We start from the raw sequence: 15,935 nt of genomic DNA on the forward strand, positions 1-15,935 counted from the left end.
ATTATCCCTCTATCAATTGTTCCACGGAAATATTGAGGGAACGTAATTTTCTGTATAAATGTGTTCGTTCGATCCCAAGTGCCTTTGAAGTGCGGGTCACATTCCCTTCACAAATTTGTAAGGTTTTGATGATGTATTGGCGCTCAAACTCTTCTTTTGCATGTTTTAAGTCTCCCCTTGCCACCATTTCATTTGCTTTTTTGAATCCGTGTAAAGCTTCTTTGACATCTTTAGCTCGGATGGTTTCACCTGGAACTAAGATGCTCAATCGTTCAATGATATTAGCAAGTTCCCTTACATTTCCTGGCCAGAAATGGGAAGAAAGAGCATCGAGACCTTCTCGATCAATGGTTTTAGCAGATAAATTGTTTTTTGATATGGATTTTTTTAAATAAAATTCTGCAAGGAGAGGAATATCTTGGTTTCTTTCACGTAACGGCGGTAATTCGATAGGTATTACATTGAGTGCATAATACAAATCTTCTCGAAATTTACCTTCACGGATTGCTTCCTCTACATTTGAATTGGTAGCCGCAATGATACGGACATCTACAGGGATGGTTTCCTTACCACCGACTCTTTCCAATTTTTGGTCAAGAATGACTTTTAATACTTTCGATTGTAAGGATAAACTCAAATCACATACTTCATCCAAAAAAAGAGTGCCATGTTGGGCAAGTTCCCATTTCCCAATTTTTATCTCGTTTGGTTCCCCTTGGACAAATTCAGATCCAAATAACTCCTGTTCAGTTGTATCTTCCGGTAAGGAAGCACAATTAAATTCAATGTAAGGTTCATTTTTCCGTTTTGAATTTTGATGGATTGACCTAGCTGTTAATTCTTTTCCTGTTCCATTTTCACCAAAAATAAAAACACGGGCATTTGTTTCTGCAGCTTGGAAAACAGAAAACTTAACACGAGTGATGGAAGGTGATTCACCTAAAATTTGATCTACCTCAAGCTGAAAATCTGGCAGTCCAGAATCTTTTGTTTTTTCAATTGAAGTTTCGATTGTTTGGATCACCTTTTCAATGGACAATGGTTTTTCCAAAAAATCGATTGCGCCTTTTTTTGTAGCATTTACGGCAAGTTCAATCGTTCCATGACCGGAAATCATCACGACGGGAAGACTGGGGAAAAGTTTTTTGCATTCATCTAATATGACTAAACCATCTTCCTTTCCAACCCAAACATCCAATAATAATAGGGAAGGTCTTTCCTTGGACAAAGCTTTCATTAAAGTTTTTCCATTTGAAAAATCTTCAACTACATAATCTTCGTCTTCTAAAATGACTCGTAATGATTTACGAATTTCTTTCTCATCATCTAATATATAAATCAATTTCTGCATCAGGAAAGTTCCAAGGGAAGTTCGATTCGAAACTTACACCCACCTAACTTTGAGTTTTCAACCGAGATGTGACCATGGTGATCTATGATTGTTTTTTGGACAATGGTTAGTCCAATTCCTGATCCATGTTTTTCCTTCGTTGAAAAATAGGGTTCAAATATTTTTTCCCTCCATTCTTCCTTAAGACCAGGACCAGAATCGTCAATTTCAACGATGACACTTTTCCTAAGTGCTTTTTTTTGCAATTTAGACATGACACGAATTTTTTTACGTTTTGTTTCTAATATGTCCATCTCTTCTTTTGAATTGTCATGCGACAATATTGCTTCCACAGCATTTTTGATAAGATTATTGATCACACCAAGAAACAATCGTTTATCGAGGAATATTTCTGGTAAATTTTCCGCAAGCTTTAGTTCAAATTCTATATCAGATGTATCTCGAAAAAGGGCTACTGCTTCTTCCAAGATAGGATTGATGTGTTGGTTGATGAGGACAGGAACTGGCATTCTAGCAAATTCGCTAAATTCCTTCACCAAATGTTCCAGAACACGTACTTGTCCAATGATAGTTTCCGTTGCATCAAAGATCACTGATTCTAAATTTTCCTTCTTCGGATTTTGGAATTTTCGTTGGATCCTTTGTGCCGAGAGTTGAATGGGAGTGAGTGGATTTTTGATTTCGTGTGCCATCCGTTGTGCCACTTCTTTCCAGGCGGCTATCCGTTGTGTGTGCATGAGCTCATCGGATTTTGCTTTTAAATCACTAACCATTTGATTGAAACTATCAATCAAAATACCCATTTCTCCTTCCTCGGTTTTTTCTAATCTGACATCAGATTCACCAAGAGAAACTTTTTTTGTAGCATTTGCCAAATTGATAATGGGTTTTGAAATTCGCCTCGCAAATAAAAAAGAAAACAAGATTGCAATTAAAAACATGGAAAAAGAAAAACTAGCGATTGTAATGCGAACACTGAACGGAATTTTTTCTTTCCACAAACTTACCTTTTCATAGGTTGAAGTTGCATTGATGATATTTAATACATCTGACTCCATTCCTTTATGGATTCGCTCTGCTATCATGACAGTTCGGTCATTGTCTAAATCAAATTTTGCAACTAAATAGGATTTTTCATGATCATAATAACGACTTAAGTAGATTCCACTTTTTTCAGATTCTACAAACTCCAAAGCAGAAAATTGGCGGAATAAATTTTTGGACTCAAACTGAACTTTATTTTTTTCACGGTAACCTAAATAGTATTCATTTTTTTCAATCAGTCCATCTTTGATTCCATTCTGAAAAATCGTAAATCCTTCGGATTTTTCACGGAGTAGTGCCGAACGAAACTTAGAGACTAGTTCCAAAAAAGAATTTTGATTTTCTCTCTCTACTTGGTGGACAAGTAAATTTGCGGAACGTAACGCATTCGATATATCAACTCGATAAAAACCTTCAATGAGCCTTCCCGTCAGGTTCGATGACAATATAAAGATAGGTAAAGAAGGCACAAGAGCTACAAATAAAAAAGCAAGTGTGAGCCTGTACCGAATGGAACTTCGAATTTTACCAGTTTCACGATTCCTACGGTTCCTATAGATATAACTCAAAATTAAAGAAAGGATAAAAAACGGAATGAGGATGAATACGTAAGTATCTAATTTTGAGTAGAAAGATATATCTTCTTCTTCCCGAAAGAATACAAGTTCGGAAAAACCAACGGAGATGGCTAACGTCAAAAAAAAGATAAAAATATCACGGACATAATAACGATTTTCGTCAGAAAGAGATGGCAAGAAACGAGAGAATTTACTTGGCATTTGTTTCAAAATTTTGAGTCACAAGAGTTTCTAAAGCTTGTAATGCCTCCTCTTCCTTGTTTCCATCAGCTTTTACGGAAAACACAGTTCCTGGTCCTAACGCGAGCATCATAAGACCCATGATTGATTTCCCATTTACTTCGATGTCATCTTTCATAACAAAAATTTCACAAGGAAAACTAGCAGCTACTTTTACAAATAAAGATGCTGGTCTTGCATGGAGTCCTGTACTATCTTCTCTAATCTTTAATTGGATTTGTTTCAATGGTGCTCTGCTGGATATAGGTATTGAGTTTATTAGAAAATTCTTTTGCGCTATTTTTCCCCATCTTACGTAACCTTTGGTTCATAGCTGCGGTTTCCACAATAATAGGAATATTTCTACCAGGTTTAACTGGGATTTCGATATAAGGAACTGATACACCAAGTATTTCTTCCATACTCTGTTCAATACCTGTTCTTTCGTAATCTCCAGATGTTTGTTCTTCCCATTCTTTTAAATTGATGATAAGTTCTATGAGTTTATGATCCCTAACAGATCCAACACCAAACAAATCTTTGATGTTAAGGATACCAAGTCCCCTAATTTCCATATGGTGGCGGAGTAAATCGGAACACGAACCTATCAAATAACTTTCACTGAGACGTCTAATCTCAACCATATCGTCAGCAACCAAACGGTGGCCTCTTTCAATGAGTTCAAGTGCTGTTTCACTTTTTCCCACACCCGATCGACCAGTCAGTAAGGTTCCAATCCCAAACACTTCAATGAGTACTCCATGGCGCATGGTCCTTGGTGCGAGGGCTCGATCTAAAATTTGCGAAATCAAGGTAATGAATCGATGGGTGGCAATTTCTGTTTTGAATAACGGAATTCCTTTTTCTTTTGCTCTTTCCACAAAAGGAATTTGTGGTTCATTCCCATGTGTGTAGATGATGCAATTGAGATGGAACTCAAAAAACTTATCAGTGATTTCGTTTAGTTTCTCTTGTGATAATGAATTGAGATATGCCCATTCCCCTTTACCTAAAATTTGGATTCTGTCATTGGCAAAAAAATCAAAAAAACCTGTAAGGGAAAGACCAGGTCGATTGATTTCTGCACTATTAATTCGATTCGATAGTCCAACCTCTCCAGTAACCAATACAAGTTGTAAGTCTTCATGGTCTCGAAGAATGGTTTCCACTGTAATTCCTGGAACTGGCATCGATTACCCCTTGAGTGAACTGATTCGCTTTCTTTCGTTGGATGGAAGGATGCGTAAGACCTTACGGTATTTTGCCACAGTCCTACGCGCAATTTCAATACCTTTTTTCTCCATCAGTTCCACGATATCTTGGTCGGAAAGAGGATTGTTTTCATCTTCTTCTTTGACCAAATTCCGAATGATTTCATGTATTTTTTTAGAACTCTCTTTTCCACCTTCCGCTGATTTTACACCAGAGGAAAAAAACCACTTTAATTCAAAAATTCCCCAAGTGGTTTGGATGTATTTATTGGTGGTGATACGAGAGATTGTTGATTCATGTAAATTTAATTTTTCAGCAACTTCTTTGAGTGTGAGAGGTTTGATAAAACCAATTCCACCTCTAAAAAAATCAACCTGGAAATCGATAATACAACTAACAACTCTCTGTAAGGTTTGCCTTCTTTGTTGGATGGACCTGATGAGCCACTGCGCGGAACTATACTTTGTCTGAAAGTATTCTTTCTCTTTTGGAGGGAGCTTATGGTTTAATAATTCTTTGTATTCTTCTTGGATTGTGAGTTTTGGTAACCATTCGTCATTGATAAAAATATTAAACTCGTTTCCCACTTGTTTCACAACAACATCGGCAACTACATAATCAATTTTTCTTCCTTGGTAAGTTGTAGCAGGGTATGGTTCTAATTTTTTAATCAACCTAGCCAAACTTAGAATATCTTCTTCAGTGATTTTTAAATTTTTTGCAATTTTTTTATAATCAACCTTTTCTAAATCAGAAAGAAATTCCCCTATCAGTTGGTGCAATACGATATTATCAGGAAACAAAATCCTTCCTTGGATGAGAAGGGTTTCTTGCATATCCTTGGCTCCAATTCCAATTGGGTCCAACTCATTGATCACTTGCAATACCCTACGAACTTTGGCCTCAGGATAACCCATTTCCTTGGATACAAGTGTCAAATCATCAGTGATGAAACCTTTTTCATCTATCATACTGATTAACACTTCACCAATTTCAAATTCCAATTTTGTGAGTTTGATGAGTCGCAGTTGGTTCAGCAAATGTTCTTCTAATGTTTCTCCACGTGTGGAAGATTCGATGTATTTCTGATTTCGATCACTTGCTTCGGTATCATAGGTTCGTGGGCCTTCTAACGAATAACTATCTTGCCAATTAACATCTGTACTTTTTTCGTGATTGAGTTTTTCCAATCGTTTTACTTCATCAATGGAAAAAAGCTCCGGCATTTTCGATTTTTCGTCTACTCCCACTTCGTCAAGGAGTGGGTTTTCCAATAATTCGTTTTGAATTTTGTCTGATAATTCTAGAGTTGATAAAGATAATAGTTCAATGGACTGACGTAAGTCCTGGGTCATCACCAGTTTTTGCGTTTGGCGTTGTGAAAGTGAAGCCCCGAGTTTCATCTAAAGTTTAAAATCCTCACCTAAATAAATTCGACGTGTTTCAGGATCGTTGATGAGATCATCCGCAGTTCCAGATATCAGAATCCTTCCACTATACATAATATAAGCTCTATCAGTAATCTTTAAAGTTTCCCTAACGTTATGGTCTGTAATTAAAATCCCAAGCCCTCTTTCTTTTAAGGATTGGATTACATTTTGAATATCTTTCACTGCGATCGGGTCAACACCTGCAAAAGGTTCATCTAACAAAATAAAGTCGGGATTAGTGACTAATGCCCTGGCAATTTCACATCTCCTTCGTTCTCCACCAGAAAGTGTATATCCTTTTTGATTTGCTACTCGCATGATTTGAAGTTCCATGAGAAGTTCGTCCCGACGACGGATAATTTCATCACCAGGTAAATTCATCGTTTCCAAAATTGCTTCCAAATTTTCAGCAACTGTCAGTTTACGAAAAATACTTGCTTCTTGGGCAAGATAACCAACACCCATACGAGCACGGATGTGCATTGGTGCTTTCGTTAAGTCTTCGTTATCGATAAATACATGACCTTCATCAGGAGTAACAAAACCGACACTCATATAAAAACTTGTAGTTTTTCCAGCCCCATTTGGTCCAAGAAGTCCTACAATTTCACCTTTTCGGATATAAAAGCTGACTCCATCTACAACCTTACGTTTGTTATAGATCTTTACCAGATTTTCCATCCTAAATGTTTTTACATTTGGATCGATTTCTTTCTTTTTATCCGCTACTTTACTTTTTTTCACCATTCGGGATTACCTTTAGCCCATCAGTTAACAGGGCTTTGTCCGATTTTGGAAACAAGATGATTTTCCCAGCAGATACCTTGGTTGAGTCTCTTACAAGGGTTGGATTTCCTTCCAATACTAGCTCATCTTTTTTTTCATAATATGTGGCAAACTCACCAGTGGCTTTTGCGGATTGTGTTTCTACTTGCACATCACCTCTGGCAACAGTTTCATTTTTATCATCAAATCTTTCAATAAAGACAGATGTTAATTGTCCACGTTCTACTAAATCTTTTTTATTTAAAAAAACAATTTTGGGAGTTTCGGTTAAATAAGAATAACTCTTTTCTTTATCATAAAAAAGGATTCCCCCTTCCATTCGATAACCATTTTCTTTATCCAAATAACTTACGTTACCTGTAGCTTTAATTTCCTTATTACTTTTTTTACTCTCTAATAAATCAGCTTTAAATTCAGAATTTTTTCTGTACATAAATGCATCACCGTTCATAGAGGTAACGGTTTCTTTGCCTTTATTTAAGTGAGTCAAAGTTTTGCCTGAAAACAAAGTCAGGACTCTCTCTTTTGTGACAGTATCTGTTTCTTTGTCTTTTTTATTTTCATAACTCACTTGGTAGATGGTTGCATCACCATCTAATTGGATACTTCCCTCTTTCACAAAATAAGAAAGAGTTTGTCCAATGAGAAAACGATTTTCTGAGAACAAAAACGGCTCCCCTTTTAAATCGATACGATCTTCCTTTTCAGAAAAAACTGCATCCTCGCCGAACACTTGGAATTCTTCCGAGGTAACGACTACTTTCCCTGCGAGAGTTGTTTTTGCTTCTTCCAAATTGCGAAGGATGGATTGGCATTTAATCCTAACTACTTTTCCATCTTTTTTCTGAGTTAAAATTGGATGGTTTTCTAAACTAACAGTACCTGCAACTTTATCATAAACACCTTTAGTTGCAGTAAGTGTCACTCCATTCTGAAAGTCTTCTACGATCACTTGGCCTTTTAGGTTTCCTATGAGCGCCTCTTCTCCAATGATTTCAATTTCCTTGGCACTGAGTTTGATGGACTTATGCATGATATAAGCACCACCACCTAAGATAAATACTTTGACTGGAAACCCATTCAAAACCCTTTCTTCTTGAGTGAGACTACTTCCTCCCCAAATGATCGGGATTTTGTCTTTTTTCGATTTTTTATCTTCGTTCTTTAGAATTGTCTCATCTGCTTTAAAAAAATCATCGTTCCCATACAAAATAGGAATCGGTGATGTTTTTAATTGTAAAACAAATCCAAAGAATATAGATAGGACAACCAATTGCCTCATGGTTTTTCCTTCAGTGGATTGGATCCACCGACAGTAACTGCCTTTGGTTGGATGATTGTGAATTTATTTAAACTTTTATCAGCCCGTAATCCTTTTCCACGAATGGTTGTTCCGTCAGAATAAACAAGGACATCCGCTTCAGAAGCGAGAGTTTTTTCTTCTAAATTATAGGTAAGAGATTCTGATTCGATAAATTTTCCATCATTCGTTCTTAGGCGAACCTTTCCTTCTAAAACAACAGTTTTAGTTTGGTGGTTGATCTCACCTCGATTCCCAGTCATCAGAGACGTAACTTTTCCTTTTTCAAACTGATTGAATTCAAATCCATACACGATGGTTTTGTTTTCTTTAGGAAAAATATACGATTCCGCTCCCTTTAGTTTCCATTCCAATTCGCCAGATTCTTTGTAGGAAGCACGGCTAAAGTTTCTCATCGAAACCATGGATCCAGATTCCTTTTCAACTTCGATGCGAAGGTATTCCTTGTCTTTACATGTTGTAAAAACCAAGAGGAAACACAATGTCCATACCTTCGTTTTCATTGGAAAGAGACTAGACCTCTAAGAATTTCGTTTTTACCAAACGATCCAATTCTAACAATTGAGTGAGTAAAACCTTTGCTTTTGCCAAAGGAAATTGGGTTGTTGCATCCGATAAAGCTTTTTCAGGATCAGGGTGTACTTCCATAAAAAGTCCCTCCACACCAACAGAAACCGCACCACGCATCATATGAGGGATGAACTCTCGTAAACCACCTGTTATGTTTCCAGCAGCACCAGGTAACTGTGCGGAATGGGTACCATCAAATACAATGGGAATTCCATGTTTATGCATCATGGGAATGCCTCGTAAATCAAACACTAGGTTTCCATACCCGAAACTCGCACCACGTTCGGTGACCATGTACTTTTCAGATCCAGACTCTTGGATTTTGGTTTTGATATGCCTTGTGTCATCAGGTGCCATAAACTGACCTTTTTTCACATTCACCCACTTTCCAGTTTCGGCAGCTTTGGCAATAAGGTCTGTTTGGCGGCTAAGAAAAGCCGGAATTTGAAAGATATCCACTGTGTCCTTTAAAGGATCTACTTGTATGGTTTCATGGATGTCTGTTAATACAGGTACATTGTATTTATGTTTGATGAACTCGAGGAGTTTGCGTCCTTCTTCCAATCCTGGACCTCGATAGGAATTGATGGAAGAACGATTGGCTTTGTCAAAAGAAGATTTAAAAATATAAACAATCCCTAACTCATCACAGATGGCTTTCATTTCACCACAAACACGATCAAGTAAGTCTTTGTTCTCCATCACACAAGGCCCGGAGATTAAAAAAAACGGCTGACGTCCTCCGATTTTTTTTCCAAAAAATTCTCTTTCTTCAATTAAATCGTACATCTTAATCCTCCGATTTTTTCGCTAATTTCGATGCAGCCTTAATAAAACCTGCAAAGAGTGGATGTGGATCTGTTGGTTTCGATTGGAATTCTGGATGGAATTGAACTCCAATGAACCAAGGATGATTTGGAATTTCGACAATTTCCACCAAACTACCATCAGGTGAAAAACCAGATAAATTCATTCCTTTTTTCTCAAAATCATCCTTAAATCGAAGTGTAAATTCAAAGCGGTGTCTGTGACGTTCTGAAATTCGATCAGCTTTGTATTCACTATAAGCAAGTGTTCCCTTTTTGACAACACATGGATAAGCACCAAGGCGCATAGTTCCACCCATACGTTCGATTTCTTTTTGTTCTTCTATCATTGAAATCACAGGGTATTCAACATTTGGTTTGAATTCAGTTGAATTGGCATCTTTGAATCCTAAAACATGGCGCGCAAATTCAATCACTGCACATTGCATTCCTAAACAAATTCCAAAAAATGGAATCTGTTTGGTTCTCGCATATTGAATGGCAGCAATTTTTCCTTCGATCCCACGTTCTCCAAACCCACCTGGAACGAGAATTCCATGAACACCTTTTAAGAGTTCTTTAGTATTCTTAGAATCAATATCTTCAGGATTAATTTTGACAACTTCTACTTCTACATCATTGGCAATTCCACCATGAGCCAAGGATTCGTAAACAGATCGATACGCATCTTGTAAGGAAATGTATTTTCCAATTAACGCCACTTTTACGGTCTTTTTTGTATTACGAATTTTCTTAACCATGTTTTCCCACTGGGAAAAATTCAGTTTTCTTAAATCCATACCAAGTGCATTCAGTACAACCTCATCCAATTTATCTTCTCGATACATCAGAGGAATTTCATAAATGGATGTTGTGATATCGACAGCTGAAATTACATTTTGTTCTTTCACATTACAAAAGAGAGAGATCTTATTTTTCATCTCCTTTGACATTGGTTTATTGATCCTGCAGATTAATACATCTGGTTGGATCCCTAGTGCTAATAACTCTTTTACTGAGTGTTGGGTTGGTTTTGTCTTGGCTTCACCAGCTGCTGTAATTGTTGGGACAAGCGTTAGGTGGAGGAATAATACCTGGTTACTACCATGTTCATATCGCATTTGGCGAATTGCTTCCAAAAATGGAATGGATTCAATATCTCCAACTGTCCCTCCAATTTCCACAATTACAAAATCTGTTTCTTGGTCACGTGTTAGGTTATATATACGATTTCGAATCTCATTTGTAATATGTGGTACAACTTGTACGGTTCTTCCAAGGTAATCCCCTTTCCGTTCCCGTTCGATGACAGCATGGTAAATTTGCCCGGTTGATACAGAATTTTTACGGGAAAATTTTGACTTGGTGAACCGTTCATAATAACCTAAATCTAAATCCGTCTCGGCTCCATCTTCGGTCACATACACTTCCCCATGTTGGTAGGGACTCATTGTGCCTGGGTCAATATTGATATAAGGATCCATTTTTTGTAAAGAGACGGTATAACCTCTGGCTTCTAACAAACAACCGAGAGCGGCGACAGTGACCCCTTTTCCCAAAGAAGAGGAAACACCACCGGTAATGAATATATATCTGGTCTTGGACAAACTGGACCTCAAAAAAGAATGTTTTTTACAGACTGTTGGGATTTGGGTCCAAAATCAATACGTTTAGGAAGGTGATTTGGCTTTTTCTAAAATCTTGGTAGTGGATTTTCCGGAAACAAATGGTAAAATTTGAATATCCGCACCCATCTCCTTTAAAATTTTGTATTCTGGGAGGGTCTCAATTTGGTAATCCCCACCTTTAGAATGGATGGAAGGTCTTACTTTTTTTAAAATTTCTAAGGGAGTGTCTTCAGGAAAACTAGAAACAAAATCAACGGAAGATAAAGCCGCAAGTACCATCATTCGGTCTTCACAGGAATTGATAGGCCTAGATTCCCCTTTTAACCTTCTCACACTCTCATCTGAATTCACACCTATCCAAAGGTAATCTCCTAAATCACGAGCCTGTGCTAAGTAACTCACATGACCTGGGTGTAAAATATCAAAACAACCATTCGTAAATACGATTTTTTTGCCTTCGAGGGACTTACGTTTTGTTTCGATCGTGTCTTGTGCGATGATTTTACTTTGTAGTGACTCGTAAAAACTCATTTTGATTCCTCAAGATAACCTAAAGTCCGAAGAGCCTCTTCAATCTCAGATTGTGTCACCGTTGCCGCACCCAATTTTCCAACGACAATCCCCGCACTTACATTGGAGACTAGGGCTGCTTCTCCAATACTCATCCCACTTGCTACAAATGCAGTGTAGGTGGTGATTACCGTATCCCCTGCCCCTGTTACATCAAATACTTCTTTGGCGACAGTTGGGATATGGTAAAAACGATTGGATGTTCTTTCATAAATTGACATTCCCTTTTCCCCTCTGGTAATCATCATCGCATCGGGTGTAATACGTTCTGAAATCTCACGACAAGCGAGTTCAATTTCAGAATCACTGGATAGTTTTTTACCCAATGCCTTACCCGCCTCATGATGGTTTGGTGTCATGATATGAATGTTTTTGTATAAGAAAAAATGACTAACTTGCGGATCTACAGTCACAATTTTATTTTCTGCATTACAAAGAGAAATCACAGATTGGATCAAAGAAGGTGTTAAGTAACCCTTATCGTAATCTGAGAGGATCACAGCAGAAGCCTCTTTGATTTTATCTTTTAATCGCTCTAGAATTTGTTTTTCTTCTTCATTTGTAAGTGGGACAATTTCTTCTCTGTCCACACGGCAAACTTGTTGGTGGGAGGCAATGATTCTCGTTTTTAGAATCGTAGGAATTTGTTTGGATTTTAGTAAGGCTAAGTCTTCCTTTGCTACTGAATTCGAAAGTAAAATTGATTCTAAATTTTCACCTGCTTTGTCTTCCCCGATCCTTCCAAAAACAATCCCTCTGACTCCAATGGATGATAAGTTTTGAACAACATTTCCAGATCCACCTAAAGTTTGTTTTTCGCTTCTAACCCAAACAACGGGAACAGGCGCTTCGGGAGAGATTCTTTCCACTGATCCAATTAAGTATTCATCTAAAATCAAATCTCCTATGACGAGAACTTTGATTTGGGAAAGTTTGGCAAAGGTTTGGTGTAGCAAAGATTTTTTGATTTTCAACAAAGCCGAATCCTTGAATTGGTTTACAACTAAACATGGAATCTAAAACCTTTCTCTGTGTCAACCTTCCCCTTACCTCTATTTCCCTTACCAGATGTATTTCTGTTTCCTGGGATGTTTTTACCCTTACATATCTTTGAGCCAAGGTATAGAAAGTTACTGGATTTTTGTTTAGAAAATGGAGGAGAAATGGGAATGGCACCTTATCCGAAAGGGTATTTGGGAAATGGATTACCTCCCATTCCTGAGGTTGTAGGGTTTGGACATATCATCCAAAAGGAATCTTTGCCTGATGGAAGATCCAATATTATTTTAGAGGGATTAGGAACGGCAGAGATTATCAGTTTAACTTCCACCGAACCATTTTATATCGCACAAGTATCCAAACGAGAACACCAACGGAATAAAAATGTCTCCGAAGAACTAAAAGAAAAAATAGAAGAATTGTTAGTGCTCACCAAACGAATCTTACTTGCTGAAGGTGCTGAGGAAGACCTAATTTTAAAAATGAACCAAATTTTAGTTCACCCATTTCCTGTGGATTTTATTGCTTCACTGATTTATTTTGATTTTAAAACAAAACAAACCATTCTGGAAACAACCAATTTAGACACTAAGGCAAATTTACTAAAACAAGTGTTAATGGGTCTTAATTTGGGAGAATAACTGTTTTATTTTTTAACTCTGCCACCAAAAACAAAAAGGATGGAAATTCTGAAATATTTTCTCGGTAAAATACTCTTGGATTTGTTTCTTTTGCGTTTAGATACAAATAACTAGAGTTTTCTTTGCGGATGTAAGCTCTTTCCAAATAATGATTGGTTTGGGAATACAATAAAAAATCTTTCATTAAATCACTGATGGCAACATCAGTTTCACTTTGTTTGTTCGTTGCGATGAAAAACAAAGAAGTGGAATTTCCTTCTTGTTTCTCAAAATGGAACTCGTTTGACCAATGTCCTTTTTTTCCAAAACCAGATTCAGGTGTTGGATTTTCTCCAACCAAATTCGGAATAAAATCAGAAGTTTCCCAAGGTATTTGTTTCCCTAAAAAATTTTCCTTTGCAAGGAAAGAACGCCAGTGTTTCGAAAGACCTCGTACTTGGAGTTTTGGTAATTCTAGATCTTCTCGAATGAAACCACGAAGGGTTAAAAATCCAAGAAATCCCATCTGAACTTGCGGAATGGATTGGAAATCCCAAATTTCTTCTTCTTTGAAAGGAGATAAAAACAAGGAATCCATAGCATAAAAATCTTGGTGTTGGTAAGGGTAAAATACCCCTGATTGGGAAGAAAAGACTGATCCATCTAAACGATTCACATAAAAAGTATCGACGGACTTTGGAAAAGAGAAGAGTAAATTCCGCCCCTTCATCGAGGCGGAACTCATTACTTAGAAAACGAGAAATTAATCTCCTGCGTAAAGGGCAGTGATTTTGTCTTTGTATTTCTCTGTGATCAAGTGGCGTTTCATTTTGAACAGGTTTGTCAATTCATCACCCACTTCAAATGGTTTTGTGATGAGGATGAATGGAGTCACTTGTTCAAAGGACTTAAATCCAGTTTTGGTATTGTTCAGAGCTTTGATTTCTTTTTTGTAGAAATCGAGGACTTTTGGGTTTTCAATGAGTTTCTGTTTATCAGTTTCACCGATTCCATTTTCCTTTGCCCATGCAGTCAACTGTTCAAAATCAGGAACCACGATGGCACCCAAATTCTTTTGGTCTTGGCCAATCACCATACACTGCGAGATAAAAGGAGACTCCGTGAGTTTGTCTTCAATCGGAACTGGCTCAACGTTTTCACCACCAAGAAGAACCACTGTGTCTTTTGCACGGCCTGTAATGGTAAGGGTTTTTTTGAAATTGAACATCCCAATGTCACCTGTGTCCATCCAACCATCTTTGAGAACTTTTGCTGTGGTTTCTGGGTTTTTGTAGTAACCTTTCATCACTTGTGGTCCACGGATGTGGATGACACCACGTTTGCCATAAGATCCAGAAACCAATTTTTGGTTGGCATCAATGTGAGTGAGAACTTTACCCAAATCATCGCGGATTTGTAATTCCGTTTCAGGAGTGATCACCCCCACGGAACCTTGTACCAATCGTTTGAATGTACGAACTGAAATCACTGGAGAAGTTTCCGTCATTCCATATCCTTCCAATACGTTGATTCCAATATCATTGAAGAATGCATCGACGTGCCTTTGTAAAGCACCACCACCAGAAACAGATGCTTTTAACTCACCACCAGTTGCCTCACGGATTTTCGAAAGGACCACTAAATCGAGTAAAAAGTATGGAATCGCCAAAACGATAGCAACTGTTAGGTAATAAACACCTTTAAAAAGAGAAACAATTGGATTTCGTCCAACGTAATCAACTTGGTTTCCTTTCAAAAAACGAGTCGCTGCATTGAAGTGTTTTGAGAAAAAATATGCCAAATTGAATAAACCTCTGCGGATTGCAGGAGTTTGTTTTGGATCATTGATTCTGGTATAAATACCATTATAGATACTTTCCCAAAGTCTAGGCGCAGATGCCATAAACGTTGGTTTTGCTTTTTTCATATCATCCCGTAGATCGCGAACATTCGTATAATAGGTTGCACAACCTGCAGCAATCGCAAGGTATTCGAAAACTCGTTCAAATACGTGCCATACTGGTAGAATGGATAACATTCGTTCGTCGGCTTTGATTTCGATCATACTACCAAGAATGACTCTTGTTTGGTGGAGCATGTTACTGTGTTTTAACATAACTCCTTTAGGCATTCCTGTTGTTCCTGAAGTATAAATGATTGTGAAAAGGTCATCCGGAAGAATGGATTTCATTCTTTCTTCTGCTTTTTTGGAACCTTTGGCTCTCAGTTCTTTCCCTTTCTCAATGAGGTCATACATTTTTAAGACACCAGTTGCTGTGGATTTTTTATCCATCACAATGAGTGTTTTTGCAAATTCGAGTTGGGAACGGTTCTTTTGGAACTTTTCCAACATTTTATCATTTTCTAAGAAAACAACTTTTGCTTCACAGTGATTGAGAATATAAACAATTTCGGAATCGGTAATATCGGTTCCGCGTGGAACATCGGCAGCACCTGCCATGAGGATTCCATAATCGGAAACAATCCATTCCAATCGGTTATCGGCAAGCAATGCTACATTTTCTTTCGCATTCACACCTAAATCAATAAGAGCTTCTGCTAAGTTGATACCAAGATCATACACTTCTTTGAAGGTGACTGGTTTATAGGACTTCGATTCGTCTTTACTAACGAACGCGGGGCGGTTCCCAAATTTTTCAGCACTCTGCTGGAAGAGTTCGGGCAAATTGGCTGGCATGATTCTGACTCCTTTCTGAAAAGAAAACGGTAAAAGGTATCTTTAAGGGACTTTTTTAACGAACATGAGTCAAGACATTTTCATTCTTGCCATTGAAATCAAG

15 protein-coding genes are annotated in these 15,935 nt (G+C 37.6%); 1 reads left to right on the top strand and 14 read right to left on the bottom strand.

The genetic code is table 11. The annotated features are described in order from the left end of the window. Position 1: 1 nt before the first annotated feature. The 12 genes from ND855_RS08410 to rfaE1 all read right to left on the bottom strand — a co-directional run bounded on the left by ND855_RS08410 (position 2) and on the right by rfaE1 (position 12,492). Positions 2-1,351, bottom strand: coding sequence for a sigma-54-dependent transcriptional regulator (locus ND855_RS08410; protein WP_265357977.1), 1,350 nt, complete (start codon positions 1,349-1,351; stop codon positions 2-4). After that, positions 1,351-3,174, bottom strand: coding sequence for an LIC_11548 family sensor histidine kinase (locus ND855_RS08415; protein WP_265357978.1), 1,824 nt, complete (start codon positions 3,172-3,174; stop codon positions 1,351-1,353). The genes ND855_RS08410 and ND855_RS08415 overlap by 1 nt, the downstream gene beginning before the upstream one ends. Next, complete coding sequence (locus ND855_RS08420; protein WP_100717058.1) at positions 3,164-3,439, bottom strand: HPr family phosphocarrier protein; 276 nt, start codon at positions 3,437-3,439, stop codon at positions 3,164-3,166. The genes ND855_RS08415 and ND855_RS08420 overlap by 11 nt, the downstream gene beginning before the upstream one ends. Beyond that, on the bottom strand, positions 3,414-4,382 hold the full coding sequence (hprK, locus tag ND855_RS08425) for an HPr(Ser) kinase/phosphatase (RefSeq protein ID WP_265357979.1): 969 nt from the start codon (positions 4,380-4,382) through the stop codon (positions 3,414-3,416). The genes ND855_RS08420 and hprK overlap by 26 nt, the downstream gene beginning before the upstream one ends. 3 nt (positions 4,383-4,385) lie before the next feature. Further along, a complete protein-coding gene (gene rpoN / locus ND855_RS08430; RefSeq protein ID WP_265357980.1) occupies positions 4,386-5,807 on the bottom strand; it encodes an RNA polymerase factor sigma-54 in 1,422 nt (473 codons plus the stop codon). Continuing rightward, the gene (gene lptB, locus ND855_RS08435; protein ID WP_135592366.1) at positions 5,808-6,515 is read right to left on the bottom strand and encodes an LPS export ABC transporter ATP-binding protein; all 708 of its coding nucleotides are present in this window, start codon (positions 6,513-6,515) and stop codon (positions 5,808-5,810) included. A 49-nt stretch (positions 6,516-6,564) separates the two neighbouring features. Next, complete coding sequence (locus tag ND855_RS08440) at positions 6,565-7,902, bottom strand: LptA/OstA family protein (protein WP_265357981.1); 1,338 nt, start codon at positions 7,900-7,902, stop codon at positions 6,565-6,567. Then, entirely contained in the window at positions 7,899-8,444 is a 546-nt protein-coding gene (gene lptC / locus ND855_RS08445; protein WP_100717062.1) for an LPS export ABC transporter periplasmic protein LptC, read from the bottom strand. Before lptC ends, ND855_RS08440 begins: the two co-directional genes overlap by 4 nt. 10 nt (positions 8,445-8,454) lie before the next feature. Then, positions 8,455-9,300, bottom strand: a complete 846-nt coding sequence (gene kdsA / locus ND855_RS08450) for a 3-deoxy-8-phosphooctulonate synthase (protein WP_265357982.1) — start codon at positions 9,298-9,300, stop codon at positions 8,455-8,457. 1 nt (position 9,301) lies between these two features. Next, positions 9,302-10,924: a CTP synthase gene (locus ND855_RS08455; RefSeq protein WP_108959054.1), complete on the bottom strand. Its 1,623-nt coding sequence runs from the start codon at positions 10,922-10,924 to the stop codon at positions 9,302-9,304. 63 nt (positions 10,925-10,987) lie between these two features. Next, positions 10,988-11,476: a D-glycero-beta-D-manno-heptose 1-phosphate adenylyltransferase gene (gene rfaE2, locus ND855_RS08460; protein WP_265357983.1), complete on the bottom strand. Its 489-nt coding sequence runs from the start codon at positions 11,474-11,476 to the stop codon at positions 10,988-10,990. Beyond that, on the bottom strand, positions 11,473-12,492 hold the full coding sequence (gene rfaE1 / locus ND855_RS08465) for a D-glycero-beta-D-manno-heptose-7-phosphate kinase (RefSeq protein WP_407658708.1): 1,020 nt from the start codon (positions 12,490-12,492) through the stop codon (positions 11,473-11,475). The genes rfaE2 and rfaE1 overlap by 4 nt, the downstream gene beginning before the upstream one ends. A 111-nt stretch (positions 12,493-12,603) precedes the next feature. Here rfaE1 and ND855_RS08470 point away from each other — a divergent pair, with 111 nt between their 5' ends. After that, positions 12,604-13,155, top strand: coding sequence for an LON peptidase substrate-binding domain-containing protein (locus ND855_RS08470; RefSeq protein WP_322113563.1), 552 nt, complete (start codon positions 12,604-12,606; stop codon positions 13,153-13,155). Here the strand turns inward: ND855_RS08470 and ND855_RS08475 are convergent. Together ND855_RS08475 and ND855_RS08480 are read right to left on the bottom strand one after the other, a co-directional pair. Next, on the bottom strand, positions 13,139-13,864 hold the full coding sequence (locus ND855_RS08475; protein ID WP_265357985.1) for an LIC11631 family protein: 726 nt from the start codon (positions 13,862-13,864) through the stop codon (positions 13,139-13,141). The two genes, ND855_RS08470 and ND855_RS08475, sit on opposite strands and share 17 nt — an antisense overlap. 33 nt (positions 13,865-13,897) lie before the next feature. Then, positions 13,898-15,832 carry an AMP-dependent synthetase/ligase gene (locus tag ND855_RS08480; RefSeq protein WP_265357986.1) on the bottom strand — a complete coding sequence of 645 codons (1,935 nt, stop codon included), beginning with the start codon at positions 15,830-15,832 and terminating at the stop codon, positions 13,898-13,900. Between the last annotated feature and the right edge of the window lie 103 nt (positions 15,833-15,935).

The organism is Leptospira paudalimensis, assembly GCF_026151345.1.
Classification (GTDB): domain Bacteria; phylum Spirochaetota; class Leptospiria; order Leptospirales; family Leptospiraceae; genus Leptospira_A; species Leptospira_A paudalimensis.